The organism is Ferruginibacter paludis (assembly GCF_030409685.1).
In the GTDB taxonomy this organism is placed as follows: Bacteria; Bacteroidota; Bacteroidia; order Chitinophagales; family Chitinophagaceae; genus Ferruginibacter; species Ferruginibacter paludis.
This window is the reverse complement of the sequence record NZ_JAUFQJ010000013.1, coordinates 193,678-208,066: the sequence shown is the minus strand read 5'-3', so window position 1 is coordinate 208,066 and position 14,389 is coordinate 193,678. Positions and strand designations below refer to the sequence as shown.

Here is a 14,389-nt window from a genome sequence, read left to right as displayed (position 1 = left end):
ACTCCTAAACCTTATTTTTTATTTATTAAAAGTATTATGATGGATATTCAAAATATTACAGCGCTTTCCAACAAACTTGAAGCATTGGGGTTTGACCACTTGGGATACCTGCTATTAAAGAAGATTTCATTCAGGCTACAGAGCTTTTGCCTTCTGTCAAAGGCTAATCATCTGAATAGTGACTTGAACTTTCAATTATTTATTCAAAAGAATCTAGTAACTGATAATTATGAGCTTTTGTATTATGATGCCACCCTTCAAGTAAGTTCAGATACGAATGAGCAATTCATAAATGGTATTGATATTGGCGAAGTCAAAATAGCAATGGCAAAGATAGACTGGAAAAATGCTTTTGATTTAACAACGGGGAGGAACTTGCCAGTCAATGAAAAATCTGAATGGAAAAATGAAGAGGAAATAGAGTTAGTGGTCGAAAAATTAGAGGCATTAGAGAAATCTGAAAACGGTAAATCAATTGCTACTGCTCTGAAATTGGAATTTTGGGCTGGCTTGCCATACCAGGATTTGTTTGGAAATATTGCACCAGTTAAAAATAAATATGAAATCTCCCAACGATTCTATTGTGCAACAGGACAGCCTTGTATTTCAGTTAATGAAGCATACAGATTTTTGCAAAACAGGTTGTTGGAAAAGCAAATTTTGCTTCGAAAAAAACAGCCCGAAAATTCGGAGGTGGCTGATGATGCAGTTGATAGCCTGCCTTCATCAAGTAGTGGGTTATTAAGGAAGAAAAGAATCAGTGGAAAACGAGTTACAAAGAAACAGCATCAATAAATTAGATTAAGATTATGGAACTAGTTCCAGCGTTGAGTAGATTTTATGAAACCATTGAAAAAGATTCAAGAATTAATAGTACTCATATAAGTCTGTACATGGCTTTATTGAGACATTGTAATATTAATGGTGGCAAAAATCCCTTTCCAATTGAAAGAAGTGTCATTATGAGATATGCAAAAATAAATGCCAGATATACTTACAGCAAGTGTATAAATAACCTAAAAGACTTTGGTTACGTGCAATACAAGCCGTCTACGAACGCTGTCAACTCCAGCACAATATATTTAATTGACTTGTAAAGATTCTCTTACACAGAGAATGATTTGTGAAGAATGATAAAAAAGTGAGGTGTAAGATGGAAAAATTAAAACCAGAAAAAGCATTAGAGATGCTAAGGAAAAAAGGTGTGGATATCTCGTTGGAGCAAGCTGTTCAGGTTCTGGAATTACTTCGGAAATTTGCTAATATCATGGTTTCACAATATTTAGACAGCCAAAGAAGGGCGTAAGTGAAATTTTTAGTAACCTTCAATTTATGATCTATGAAAATAGCAGATTTATATATCCGGGTTAGTACAGATGAACAGGCCGACAAAGGCTATAGCCAACGAAGTCAGGAAGAATTTCTAAGAAAATATTGCGAAATCAATAATCTGTCAATTAGAAAAGTAATTTTCGAAGATCATTCTGCCAAAACATTTAATCGACCTGAGTGGAAAAGATATCTGGTCGAACTTCGCAAACATAAATGCCAGGCAGATTTCGTCCTTTTTCTGAAATGGGATCGCTTTAGTCGAAACGCAGGTGATGCCTATCAAATGATAAACCTGCTACGGAAATTAGGCGTGGAACCACAAGCTATAGAGCAGCCTTTGGATCTATCGATACCAGAAAACAAAATGATGCTGGCATTTTATTTAGCAGCCCCTGAAGTGGAAAATGACCGGCGAGCATTGAATGTTATCCATGGGATGCGTAGGGCAAGAAAAGAAGGTCGCTATATGGGGTTAGCTCCCATCGGTTATAGTAATAAAACTGATGAAGCTGGAAGAAAATATATAGCTCCCGAAGAAAAGCAGGCAAAAGTTTTACAGTGGGCATTTAGTCAAATAGCTGAGGGGGTATTTAATACGGAGCAGGTTTACAAAATGGCAAAGGGAAAAGGCTTTTCTGGTACAAAAGGGCTGTTTTGGTTTGCCATACGCAATCCTATTTATTGTGGCAAAATCTTTATTCCAAAATACAAGGATGAAGAAAGTTGCTTCGTCAAAGGATCGCATGAACCTATTATTTCAGAAGCTTTATATTACCAGGTTCAGGACGTCCTAGACGGTAGAAAAAGACATTATCGGCTTAAAGTGGTCTCTAATGCCTCATTACCATTACGGGGCTTTTTAATATGCCCTAAATGCAATAAATTATTAACTGGTAGTGCTTCCAAAGGAATGACTAAATATTATTCATACTATCACTGCACAGATGGTTGTTCATGCAGGTATAGGGCTGATAATGTCAATACTATTTTTAGTGCCGAGCTTAAAAAGTATATTCCACGCCCGGAAATGATAGAATTATTTAAAATAACCTTATCCGAAGCATGGTACGACCAGACCAATCATTTGCAGGATGATAGTAAGCAGTTGCAGTTGCAAATTAAAGAATATGAGGACAAGCTTTCTTACATCAGGGAATTACTTTCTTCAAGGCAATTAGAGCCTGCTGATTTCAGGGAAATGAAAGCGGAGTATTCCGCTAAACTTGAAAAACTAGAGGCGAAATTAAGCGCTACTAATCATGATAAGTTAGACTTTAATGGCCTGTTAACTAAGGGAGTAAATAATCTCTTAAAACTCGATTATGTGTATGAAACTGGTGATATAGAAAAGAAAAGGGAGGTAATTAGTTCGATGTACCCCGAAAAAATGACTTTTGACGGATTTTCAGTTCGAACTAATCGCATCAATGAAGTGGCAAGGCTAATATACAGTATGGACGTGGGTTCTAGCGAAAATAAAAACAGGACAAGTGGAAATAATTCCAGCTTGTCCTGTGAAGTCGGGATGGCAAGATTCGAACTTGCGACCTCCTGGTCCCAAACCAGGCGCGATAACCGGGCTACGCTACATCCCGAACTACTCAACTTATATTATACCATTTAGCTTTGATGCAGGCATCTTGTCTATTGGGAATGATGTAATAAATTGTAAGAACTTGTTGCGGAGAGAGTGGGATTCGAACCCACGGTACAGTGTTACCCGTACGACGATTTAGCAAACCGTTCCTTTCGGCCACTCAGGCATCTCTCCTACCTGCCCTTAACTTTTATAAGGGGTTGCAAAAATACACTTCAACATTGTAATACCCAAAACTAAATGGAAATATGTTGAAATAATTTGAAAATAATTTTTAAATCACTTTTTAATCCCGAATTAATGTCAGTCATTTTTACCGATGCACACATGCCGGTAGCGGATATCACCAATGCTTCTCACTGCATGCTTATCTCATAAAAAAACGGGTTCGTTTAAGAACCCGTTTTAAATATTTTATGGTTACGATCATGCTACATAGCGGCGAGTTGAACCTTTTGCTGCAACTCCATTACACTTTCTTTAAAAAGGCTGTCAGTATCCATTAAATCTTTCACTGTTTGGCAGCTATGAATTACAGTCGTGTGATCTCTGCCTCCAAAATGCTCGCCAATTGTTTTTAAGGAGTTTTTGGTAAAGGCCTTTGCGAGGAACATGGTGATCTGTCTTGCCTGTACAATTTCTCTTTTGCGGGTTTTCTGTAAAAGTTTGTCATAAGGAACATCAAAGTACTCACATACCATTTTTTGGATGGCGTCTATAGTTATCTCCTTGCTGGAAGATTTTACAAAATTTCGTAGTACTTTTTTTGCCAATTCAAGATCTATTTCCCTCTTATTTAGCGAAGATTGTGCCAACAATGATATCAATGCGCCTTCCAGTTCCCGAACGTTACTGCTGATATTGTAGGCTATATATTTTACCACTTCTTTAGGCATTTCAAGCCCGTCGTTCTTCATTTTCTTTTCTAATATCTCAATCTTGGTATCATAATCCGGCACCTGCAAGTCGGCGCTTAATCCCCACCGGAAACGGCTTAATAAACGCTCCTGTACCCCTTCCAGATCTTTGGGAGGTTTATCGCTGGTGAGTATCAGTTGTTTTCCACTTTGATGCAAATGATTGAAAATAGAAAAGAATGCATCCTGCGATTTTTCTGCCCTGTTAAAAAATTGCACATCATCAATAATCAGAACATCAATCAACTGGTAAAAATGTATAAAATCATTGATGGCGCCATTGCGGCCGTGATCTATAAACTGGTTAATGAATTTTTCTGAACTTACATACAACACCACTTTATTGTTGTGAATGCGTTTTACTTCGTTACCTATTGCCTGTGCCAAATGCGTTTTACCCAAGCCTACACCACCATAAATTACCAGTGGGTTAAATGAGGTTGTACCAGGTTTTTCTGCAACTGTTTTACCAGCCCTTCTTGCTACCCTGTTACAATCACCCTCGATAAAACTATCGAATGTATACGCATGATTTAACTGCGGATCTATCTGCATCTTTTTCAGACCAGGAATTACAAACGGGTTTTTAACCGGGTTATTTATCACAAGTGGAAAATCCATTTCGTTATTTGAATATGATTTAAAACCATGACCGGGAACATCCATTGTAAGCGGCTTATTTTTACTGTTACCGCTATCTACCATTATCCTGTATTCTAAACGGGCATCCTTACCTAATTCTCTCTTTAAAGTTTTTGCCAGTAAACTAATGTAATGCTCTTCAAGGTATTCAAAAAAGAATTGACTGGGTACTTGTATCGTTAATACTTTTTCTTTGAGGGCTACGGGTTTAATAGGTTCGAACCATGTTTTAAAATGCTGCCATTCTACAATGTCTTTGATTATCTCTAAACAATTAGACCATACCTTATCAAAAACTTTATCCATTATTCCTTAAGCAATTTACGAATTTATAAAATTATCCACAGTCAAAATATTCCAGAACCGTCTGTTTATAGTAAAATGTGAACCTATATTTGATGGGGAGAGCGAATATCAAAATAATTTGTTGAAAAAAAAATTTTTTATTCCCTTGTTTTTTACCGTATTACCACAGTATGGTAGTTTATGAAATTTTATTTTCCTTCTTTTATTATTAGCGAAGAAGTGTTTGCGCTGTAACCCTTTACCATACTGCATTTCATTGCAAAACATGATTCTTCAACGTACTTTTACGCTAATTTTGATTTTGAAAAAAAATACTTGTTTTTGTCTCTTAAAAAAGTATGCAAATTTGCTCAACTTTTAAGCAATCATTCAGTTGTTTAAACATGAATACAATTAACAGAAACTGTCTGGTTATGAAGAAAATATTTTACGGCTTATTGGTTTTGTACCTGCGCAAGTAACATGGTTGTCATCTTAAGAAATAACACTGCAATTTTTTTATGAAAATTTTTGCCAGGTTACCCTGAAAGATTTTGATGAGAAAACCAAAAGAAAGACTTTTGTTCAATAAAAGTTATGAATCAAAAAGTCAAAAAAAATTATTGGTAAATAAGTTTACTTTTACAATATAAACATTACAAACATGAGTTACGAATTAACCGGTAAACTGGTTGCAAAATATGATACTGTTCAACGTACAGGAACGTTCAAAACAAGAGAATTTGCAGTTGAAAAAACAGAAGATATTGGTGGCCGCACAATTACCAACTATGTAAAATTTCAGTCGGTACAGGATAAAACCACTATGATTGATAAAGTAAACATCGGTGACGAAATAAAAGTATCTTTTAACATCAAAGGAAGTAAATGGGAAAAAGATGGCAAGGTAAATTACATCACCAATTTGGATGCATGGCGCATTGAGCAAATATTATCTCCAGGCACTGACAAGGGAGTTACTGATACCGAATATATGGAGCCTCTGGATACTTTTTCATCTACCTCACCTGATGCAATTGATGATCTGCCTTTCTAAAAAAACACGCTAACGTAAAGTTATTTAAATAACACCTCCCATACAATCAATGGTTTTGATAAAGAGTTGCCCTTAATGCTCTTTTTCATTTTTCTAACGGAATTCAGGAGTATGCAACAAAAAATTTCGCTCAAATTACTTCCTGAGCAGGCTGCCGATCATGAAGCAATTATGCATGCGCTTGCAAACACCACCGGAAAAACCGCAGGCGGAATAACGGGTTTTCAGATTCTCAAAAAATCAATTGATGCAAGGGGAAAAACTATCTGGGTAAATCTTACTGTTAACGCTTTTATTGACGAGCCTTTTCACAATAGAACAATTGAAACCTTCAATTTTAACACGGTACGCCCCGGAACAAAAAAAGTGGTGATAATTGGCGCAGGCCCTGCAGGTTTATTTGCGGCACTACAGCTGATAGAAATGGGTATTCAACCGGTATTGCTTGAAAGAGGTAAAGATGTAAGGGCAAGAAGAAGAGACCTCGCCATGCTTAATAAAGAAGGCACTTTAAACCCCGACAGCAATTATTGTTTTGGAGAGGGTGGTGCAGGCACCTACAGCGATGGTAAATTGTATACCCGCAGTAATAAACGTGGAAATATTGACAGAATCTTACACCTCTTTGTACATTTTGGTGCCGAAGAAAAAATATTATACGAAGCTCATCCGCATATTGGCACCAATAAATTGCCTTCCATTATCACAGCCATGCGGCAAACAATTGAAGACTGCGGAGGTGAATTTTTATTCAATAAAAGGGTTACAGACTTTATAATCAGCAACGAGAAATTAAGTGCTGTTAAAACAGCTGATGGAAATGTATTTAACGGCGATGCTTTTATTTTGGCAACAGGTCATTCTGCCCGCGATATTTTTGAATTGCTGCATCAAAAAAAAATACAGGTTGAAGCCAAACCTTTTGCCCTGGGTGTAAGGGTAGAACATCCGCAAAGTTTAATTGATACTGTACAATATCACTGTGCAACCAGGGCCGGCTATTTACCTCCGGCGGCCTATACCCTCGTACAACAGGTAAACGGCCGTGGCGTATTTTCATTTTGCATGTGCCCGGGAGGTATTATAGCTCCGGCAGCAACTTCGCCCGGGCAATTAGTAGTAAATGGATGGAGTCCTTCTAAACGCAACAATCCATATGCAAACAGCGGCATTGTAGTACAGGTGGAATTAAAAGATGTCATCAGCAAAAAAATAATTAATACCAGCAGTGATCTAGCCATGTTGCAATTTCAGCAAAACGTAGAAGAAAAAGCTTTTGCTGCCGGTGGCGGAAAATTTGTGGCCCCCGCACAGCGCATGGTTGATTTTTCAAACAAAAAGTTATCTGCAAATTTACCGGACTGCTCTTATCAGCCTGGCCTAAATGCGGCACCGCTGAACGAAGTGTTACCAGATTTTATTTATGATGCACTTGCAAAAGGGTTTGTTGCATTCGGAAAAAAAATGAAAGGATATTTTACAAATGATGCGGTTGTAGTTGCTACTGAAAGCCGTACTTCTTCGCCCGTAAGAATTCCCAGGGATGCAGAACGCCTGGCGCATCCCCAACTTAGTAACTTATACCCTTGTGCTGAAGGCGCTGGCTATGCAGGTGGAATTGTGAGTGCTGCTATGGATGGCGAACGCGTTGCACTGCAAATTGCAGCCGTGCTGACGAAGTAAAATATTGTCACCACACAACCGCTGGCATTGCGGAAAGCACAATTTTTATTTCTTGAGGCGTTAAGTTTACCACTCATAAAACTTTGATGTACTTTGTATAATTCTCTATTAAATTTTTAGTAATCTTACACCTCAATAAAATAACCCAATGAATATCCTGGAGCTAAAAAATGTACAAAAATATTTTTCCACACAGAAGGCCGTTGACGACATAAGTTTTACTATTGAACAGGGCAGTATATTTGGCTTGCTCGGTCCGAATGGTGCAGGCAAAACTACTTTGTTAAGAATGATCACTGGCATCTTTTATCCCGATAACGGCGAAATATTTTTAAAGAACAGGCATTTTGACCCGGTGAATGATGTGCGCTACATTGGCTATATGCCTGAAGAAAGAGGCCTGTATAAGAAAATGAAAATCGGCGAACAGGCCCTGTATCTTGCGCAGTTAAAGGGCTTAAGCAGAAGTGATGCGATGAAAAAAATAAAAGCCTGGTTTATAAAATTTGAAATGGAAAGCTGGTGGAACAAGAAGGTAGAAGACTTAAGCAAGGGTATGAGCCAAAAACTACAATTTGTTACCACTGTTTTACATGAACCTGAATTGATTATACTGGATGAGCCTTTCAGTGGATTAGACCCAGTAAATGCCAACCTGATAAAGGATGAAATTTTTAATCTGGCTAAAAATGGCAGCACAGTTATATTCAGCACCCACCGCATGGAACAGGTAGAAGAAATTTGCGACCACATTGTATTGGTGAATAAAGGTAAAAAGATTTTAGATGGCAGTGTGGCAGATGTAAAAAATCAATTTAAGCAAAACGTTTACCGGTTGGGCGCCAGCACGAACGCACATAATTTAATGACTTATATTTTTGAAGTAATTAAACACCAGCCAAACGAATTGTTATTGAAATTACTGCATGACTCCACTACCAATGATGTATTGAAATTTTTCATCAGCCAGGACATCCAAATCCACTCATTTAATGAAGTACTACCTACACTCAATGAGATTTTTATTCAGTTGGTAGAAGGCACACCTTATGCAAGACAGTTTGAAAAAATGAATTAATTTTTAAGTAGCATTTATCCAAAAAACATGAATAAGATCTGGCTCGTACTAAAAAGAGAATACATAACCCGGGTGCGCAATAAAACATTTTTATTGTCTACCTTTTTACTGCCTATTGTAATGTTACTTTTTATTTTTGGCAGTGCTTTTTTTGCCATGTCATCTAAAGAAAAATTAAAAAAAATAGCGGTTATCAATGATCCCGGTACTTTCAGGGCTAACTTAAAAGGCGATTCCGCCAGTTTGATTTTTGATTTTAAAGACAATATTGACAGTACAAATTTTTCCACCAAAGGCTATGATGCTGTATTGAATTTAAACAATGATTCTGCATCACGAAAATTTACTATCCATTCAAAAAAACAATTGGGTATAGATGCGCAGGGACTGATAGAATCCACGCTGGACAGGGCTTACGAAATTAACCAGTTACAGAAAAAGGGTATCCGCAAAGAAACGCTCGACAGTATAAGTAAGCAATCAAAGGGGGCATTTAAGGTAGAGAACCGGTTAACCACAGCACAGGGAAAATCGCAGGAAGTAAATGCTCAGCTTAACTACGGCGTTGGATTTGGAAGTGGCATTCTGATCTACATCACCATGTTTATTTTTGGCGCCATGGTAATGCGGGGTGTAATGGAAGAAAAAACGAACCGCATTGCAGAGGTTATTGTGAGCAGCGTAAAACCGTTTCAATTGATGATGGGGAAAATATTAGGTATTGCAGCGGTTGGACTTACACAGTTTTTTTTATGGATTGTTTTGATACTGGTTTTATCTACTGCCATTGGCGCATTTATTCCGCACGAGCTGGTGCAACAGGCTGGTGAGGTGAATAAGAATATACCTATGGGGGGTAGCAGCGCCATGGCCATGAAATTAATGGATGTTAAGCAAACTGCCAGCAATGTAAACTGGTCGATGATTATTACTTGTTTTATATTTTATTTTCTCGGAGGATACCTTTTTTACGCTTCGCTGTTTGCTGCTATCGGCAGTGTAATAAACGAAGATCCGCAGGAAGCACAATCGCTTATGTTGCCGATTACGATGCCCATTATTTTTGCCTTTATTATTATGACAAGCAATTTAAACACGCCCGACAGTACCATTATGGTATGGGCCAGTATGATACCGTTTACATCACCTATCGTTATGATGGCTCGTATACCGAGTGGAGTTCCGTGGCAACAGCTGGTTGTATCAATGGCATTACTGATTGCCGGCTTTTTATTTACTACCTGGCTGGCTGCTAAAATTTATAGAACAGGCATTTTAATGTATGGCAAAAAGGCGAGTTGGAAAGAAATGTTCAAATGGGCATTTAGAAAATCATGAGGCGGGGGCTTCTTACTGCTCATCACCAAAAAGACTTTTATAAATTTCAGCTTTTGTAAAAGCATACAACAAGCCTGCTATTAAGAAAAAGATACAAATTAAACTACCAGCAATAAAGCCGCCAATACCCAGCAATACAGAAGAAGTTTTGGACATTGCAAATGGCTCGGTTGGTTTATCCAATACTGAAATGATTGGAGTGGCTTTTTGTAAACGCCAGGTGGCCTCCTCCCTGTTGGTTACAGACTGGTCACGCTGCCGTACAATCCTGCTTTTTTCCATTGACAAATTTTCTTTAGGCAAGTCATATTCCAACCTGTCTGTTGGAGTAAAGAAAGTAGTGTTCTGCATCGCTATTGCCTTCTTATCTACCCTGCCTAAAATTCCTTCCAGCGAATCTATTTTCTTCACGGTAAAATTATAATCTGCAAGTGCTTTGGAAGTTTTAAGATCAATATAAAACTGCGACAGTTTATCTATCAGCACATTTGTTATTGGAGTGATCAATGGTTTGTTGGCGTTGCTAAAATATATTTCCAGTACTTCAGTCTTACTCATCTTTGCGGTAAGGTAGTCGTTTAAAATTTCCGCTCCCACAGAAGCCAATGCAATGGTGTCGTCCGGCATTTTTAGTTTCTTCTGCCAAAAAAAACTGTGGTCATTTATATCTTGTATCAACAATTCGGCTATTGTTTTATTACCAAATTGAGGCAATCGTGTTGCCGCAACCTTTTGTCTTACGTTGCGACTCATGGTAAGTTCCACGATATTAATGGCAGCTTCACTGCTAAAGCTTTTTGAAGTACCTTCAATACCTAAAATTCCACTTAATGCGCTTGTTGAAAGCGTATTTTCAGATTGATTTGTTAATGGAAAAATAGTTGCTTTTGCAGTATAGACAACCCTGTTGTGGCGTCCGTAAAAAAATAACAAAAGTGCAAATGCAACACCAACCCCTGCAATGAGAAGCTTGTATTTTCCCAGCTTATAAAAAATGCTTCTTAACAGTACTGTGCTTGTCAATTTTTTTTATTTAATCTTAAAAATCAGGTAAGTAATAATTAAAGGTATAGCTGTTGTAAGTGCTGTCGCCATAGCATTGGAAAAGTCCTTATTTTCCGGACGCGGTGGTACAGTAATAGTAGATCCCTCTTCTACTCTTGGATAAATATGAAAAAAGAAAATATTTTTGGTGCGCATGCTTTTTCCATTGGCGTAGGTTACATACACTCTTTTGCGCCATGGCCTGATACCGAAGCCGCCTGCCCTGTCGATATAGTAACTGAGGTTGGTGTGTTCTTTATCAAAAGTAATTTTTAATGGCGATTGCACTTTTCCGCGAACGGTTATAAATGGATTTACTTCCGGAATATATATAACATCATTTTCCTGCAGTATAATATCGTGTACAGAATTAGGTGACTTTATCGCTTTGTATAAATCTATACTAACCGGCTCTTCAAGATTTGCTAATGTACTGTCTTTAATAATATTCCCCAGCGAGTCCCTCTTTGGTTGATACACGATCTTTTCTCTTAAAAAATCGGTTTTTTTCCTAAACAAAATTGCGCCGCCAATATTAGCATTTTCTAATACTCCGCCAGCCCTTTGAATATAGGAAGACAGTCTTTCATATTTATCAAGTCTGGAATAAGCCCCTGCATATTTTACAAGCCCCAGAATTTGTACATTTTGCTGCAGCTCGAAAGTTGGATTTTTTCTTACAAATACCTGGTCATAGGGTTTTAAAATAATATGGGCTGCCACAGAATCCAAAATCAAATTAGGTTGAATGGAAAAAGACTTGATGATGTTGCGGGTAGGTTTCAGCCCTTTTTTTGCAGAATCGATATCTACGATACTGGAAATTTCCAGTCGCCCAAATTCAGCGGATTGCTTTAAACCACCGGATAAATAAAGCAGGTCCTGCAAGGTCATGCCGCCGTATTTCCTGACATGCCCTTCTTTTCTAACTTCTCCGAAAATGTCAACAAATTCCTGGTCACCAAACTCATTACTTGAAAACAATTGAATTATATCGTTTGGCATCAATAATACATTACTGCTGCTTGATGCGGAATTATTGTTCTGTAAATCATTCAAATCAACTTCCAACTTATCTGATTTGATAGCGGTTGAATCACCGGCTCCGCGAAATATATAGGCCCGGGCCAGGTAGGTGTTCCTGGTAATTCCACCCGCCCGGTTAATCACATCAAACAGGCGGTCGTTTTTCCTTAGCTCATAAATACCGGGATATTTTACCGGTCCTTTCACTTCCAGTTTATTTACCAGACCGGGCTTCACCAAATCTGCTCTTACAATATCCCCATCTTCCAGTTTATAGTCAGTATCGGGAATTTTTATAATACTGGTCGCATTCACATCATGAATCACCTGGTCTTCGTTTTCTGTTCGGATAACTTTTACTGCAGAAGTTAACGCTTCGGATGTAAAACCGCCTGAAAATTTAATCAGTGCTTTTATGCCTTCGTCCTTTTTAAGTTGGTAGTACATTGGCCTTTTGAACTGTCCTGTTGCCAATACTTTTATTACTTCATTACCCACAAATACAAAATCATTGTTTTGCAAATAAATCCGGCTGCCCATTTCGCCGGTTGCCAGGTATTTGTACACGTCGATGGTTTCTATCACCTTTCCGCTACGTTTAACCTGTATATCTCTTAAACTGCCAAAATCTGTAATACCACCAGCCAACCCAATTACATTGTATGCATTTGAAAACGCTGAAACTGTTACAGGGCCGGGATTTTCAACCTCCCCGCCAACATTCACATTAATGGTTCTGGGCTGTCCCAAGGTTACTTGTATATTAGTATTGGCCGGTACAACACTCTTAAATCTTGCATAAATTAATGAGCGGGCCATTTCAAAAGTCAATCCCTGAACTGATATTTTGCCCAGGCTGTTGGGAAAAATAGCTCCATCCCGTGCCACAATATAGTCTTCCTGGTATTCGCCCCCACCCCACAAGGCTACAACAATATGGTCGCCCACTCCAATTGGATAATCCAGCGGAGGTGTAGATAACTCACCGATGTCGTACATAGATGAATTTTTAAAAACGTTTGCGCCGTAAGTATTTAAAGCATTATAGGATGCGTTCTTTACATTGTCATTTAAGGTGCTATCTTTATCTACCACCTTGTTGTCAAATTTCTTGGCCGCAGCCGAAGCGCTTTCCCTGCTTCGGTCGGTACCCTTTCTGCTTGGTTGATTATTATCCTTAAAGTAATTTTCAAAGCCCGATTTGGTTAATTGTGTGGGATCCACATTGGGCAATAATTCCTGCAGGTTTTGTGGAGTGGGTTCTATCGTTTGTCCGCAGACAGTTAAAGAAATAAAGGTTACACCAAATAACACCGTAGCAAACTTCTTAACAAAAAACTTAAAAATACACTCCATTTTGGGTGGGTTAATGAACAATAATTTTGAAACTAAGCAAATATAATAATTTATTTCAGTGGATGCCGTAATGCCAATTCAAACTCACTCCATAGCTCATTCACTATATCAGCAGCGGGTTGAACGCTTTTAATCAGCGCACTTACCTGCCCTATTTCGAGCTCGCCATTTTCAAGATCCCCTTCAAACATTCCTTTCTTAGCTCTACCCTTTCCTAATAATTTTTGTAATATGTCAACAGAAACGCCATTCAGTTCTGCTTGTTGTACCTCATCGAAAAATTTATTTTTCATCAGCCTGACAGGCGTTAGCTGTTTCAGTGAAAGTTGGGTCCCACCTTCAACAGAATGAATGACAGCCTGTTTAAAATTATCATGCGCTGATGCCTCATTACTGGCAACAAACCGGCTTCCGGCCTGGATGCCTTCGGCACCCAATACCATTGCGGCCAGCATCTGCCTTCCTGTAGCAATGCCACCGGCAGCAATCACAGGAATATTGACAGCACTACAAACTGCCGGAACAAGTACCAGCGTAGTTGTTTCCTCCCGTCCATTGTGACCACCGGCTTCAAAACCTTCAGCTACAACAGCATCGCAGCCAGCCTGCTGTGCTTTTAGTGCAAACTTACTGCTGCTGACTACATGCACTACTTTTATACCTGCCTGTTTTAAAACAGCAGTCCAGGTAGCGGGATTACCGGCAGAGGTAAAAACAACCGGTACCTGTTCATCTATAATTATTTTGATGTGCTGATCAATATCGGGGTACAGGAGCGGTACATTTACGCCGAAAGGTTTGCTGGTGGCTGCCCTGCATTTTTGAATCTGCTCTTTCAATACTTCCGGACGCATACTGCCGCTGCCGATTAAGCCAAGCGCCCCGGCATTGCTTACCGCACCCGCCAGACGCCAGCCACTGGCCCAAACCATTCCCGCCTGGATAATGGGATAATCAATACCAAAAAGATGAGTAATTCTGTTGGTGAAAGATGGCATTCGTTTGGTGCTTTTTATCAACTTCCTTCAATTCAA

General features: G+C 38.6%; 10 protein-coding genes, 2 tRNA genes and 1 pseudogene. 7 read left to right on the top strand and 6 right to left on the bottom strand.

All coding sequences use genetic code 11. From position 1 onward, the window contains the following. Positions 1–36: 36 nt before the first annotated feature. The 3 genes and pseudogenes from QWZ08_RS19240 to QWZ08_RS28245 form a co-directional block, all read left to right on the top strand. Entirely contained in the window at positions 37–795 is a 759-nt protein-coding gene (locus QWZ08_RS19240) for a hypothetical protein (RefSeq protein WP_290339159.1), read from the top strand. Positions 796–1,153: 358 nt separating this feature from the next. Next, positions 1,154–1,306, top strand: coding sequence for a hypothetical protein (locus tag QWZ08_RS19235; protein WP_290339158.1), 153 nt, complete (start codon positions 1,154–1,156; stop codon positions 1,304–1,306). A 33-nt stretch (positions 1,307–1,339) separates the two neighbouring features. Beyond that, positions 1,340–2,122: pseudogene (locus tag QWZ08_RS28245) on the top strand (recombinase family protein); the annotation flags it as partial. Positions 2,123–2,852: 730 nt separating this feature from the next. Here the strand turns inward: QWZ08_RS28245 and QWZ08_RS19230 are convergent. The 3 genes from QWZ08_RS19230 to dnaA all read right to left on the bottom strand — a co-directional run bounded on the left by QWZ08_RS19230 (position 2,853) and on the right by dnaA (position 4,794). After that, positions 2,853–2,927, bottom strand: a tRNA-Pro gene (locus QWZ08_RS19230). 87 nt (positions 2,928–3,014) lie between these two features. Then, a tRNA-Ser gene (locus QWZ08_RS19225) sits at positions 3,015–3,103 on the bottom strand. Positions 3,104–3,360: 257 nt separating this feature from the next. Then, on the bottom strand, positions 3,361–4,794 hold the full coding sequence (gene dnaA / locus QWZ08_RS19220; RefSeq protein WP_290339157.1) for a chromosomal replication initiator protein DnaA: 1,434 nt from the start codon (positions 4,792–4,794) through the stop codon (positions 3,361–3,363). A 643-nt stretch (positions 4,795–5,437) separates the two neighbouring features. On the opposite strand from dnaA, the gene QWZ08_RS19215 reads away from it, so the two are divergent. The 4 genes from QWZ08_RS19215 to QWZ08_RS19200 all read left to right on the top strand — a co-directional run bounded on the left by QWZ08_RS19215 (position 5,438) and on the right by QWZ08_RS19200 (position 9,929). Next, positions 5,438–5,830, top strand: coding sequence for a DUF3127 domain-containing protein (locus tag QWZ08_RS19215; protein ID WP_290339156.1), 393 nt, complete (start codon positions 5,438–5,440; stop codon positions 5,828–5,830). Between the two features lie 111 nt (positions 5,831–5,941). Beyond that, positions 5,942–7,513, top strand: coding sequence for an NAD(P)/FAD-dependent oxidoreductase (locus QWZ08_RS19210; protein ID WP_290339155.1), 1,572 nt, complete (start codon positions 5,942–5,944; stop codon positions 7,511–7,513). A 148-nt stretch (positions 7,514–7,661) separates the two neighbouring features. Beyond that, a complete protein-coding gene (locus QWZ08_RS19205; RefSeq protein WP_290339154.1) occupies positions 7,662–8,591 on the top strand; it encodes an ABC transporter ATP-binding protein in 930 nt (309 codons plus the stop codon). A 27-nt stretch (positions 8,592–8,618) separates the two neighbouring features. Then, positions 8,619–9,929, top strand: a complete 1,311-nt coding sequence (locus QWZ08_RS19200; protein WP_290339153.1) for an ABC transporter permease — start codon at positions 8,619–8,621, stop codon at positions 9,927–9,929. Between the two features lie 12 nt (positions 9,930–9,941). On the opposite strand, the gene QWZ08_RS19195 is transcribed toward QWZ08_RS19200, so the two are convergent. The 3 genes from QWZ08_RS19195 to QWZ08_RS19185 are packed head-to-tail and all read right to left on the bottom strand — an operon-like array spanning position 9,942 to position 14,353. Beyond that, entirely contained in the window at positions 9,942–10,952 is a 1,011-nt protein-coding gene (locus QWZ08_RS19195; RefSeq protein ID WP_290339152.1) for a GumC domain-containing protein, read from the bottom strand. A 6-nt stretch (positions 10,953–10,958) separates the two neighbouring features. Further along, positions 10,959–13,355 (bottom strand): SLBB domain-containing protein, encoded by a 2,397-nt coding sequence (locus tag QWZ08_RS19190; protein ID WP_290339151.1) that lies wholly within the window; start codon positions 13,353–13,355, stop codon positions 10,959–10,961. Between the two features lie 50 nt (positions 13,356–13,405). Then, complete coding sequence (locus QWZ08_RS19185; protein WP_290339150.1) at positions 13,406–14,353, bottom strand: NAD(P)H-dependent flavin oxidoreductase; 948 nt, start codon at positions 14,351–14,353, stop codon at positions 13,406–13,408. Positions 14,354–14,389: the final 36 nt, after the last annotated feature.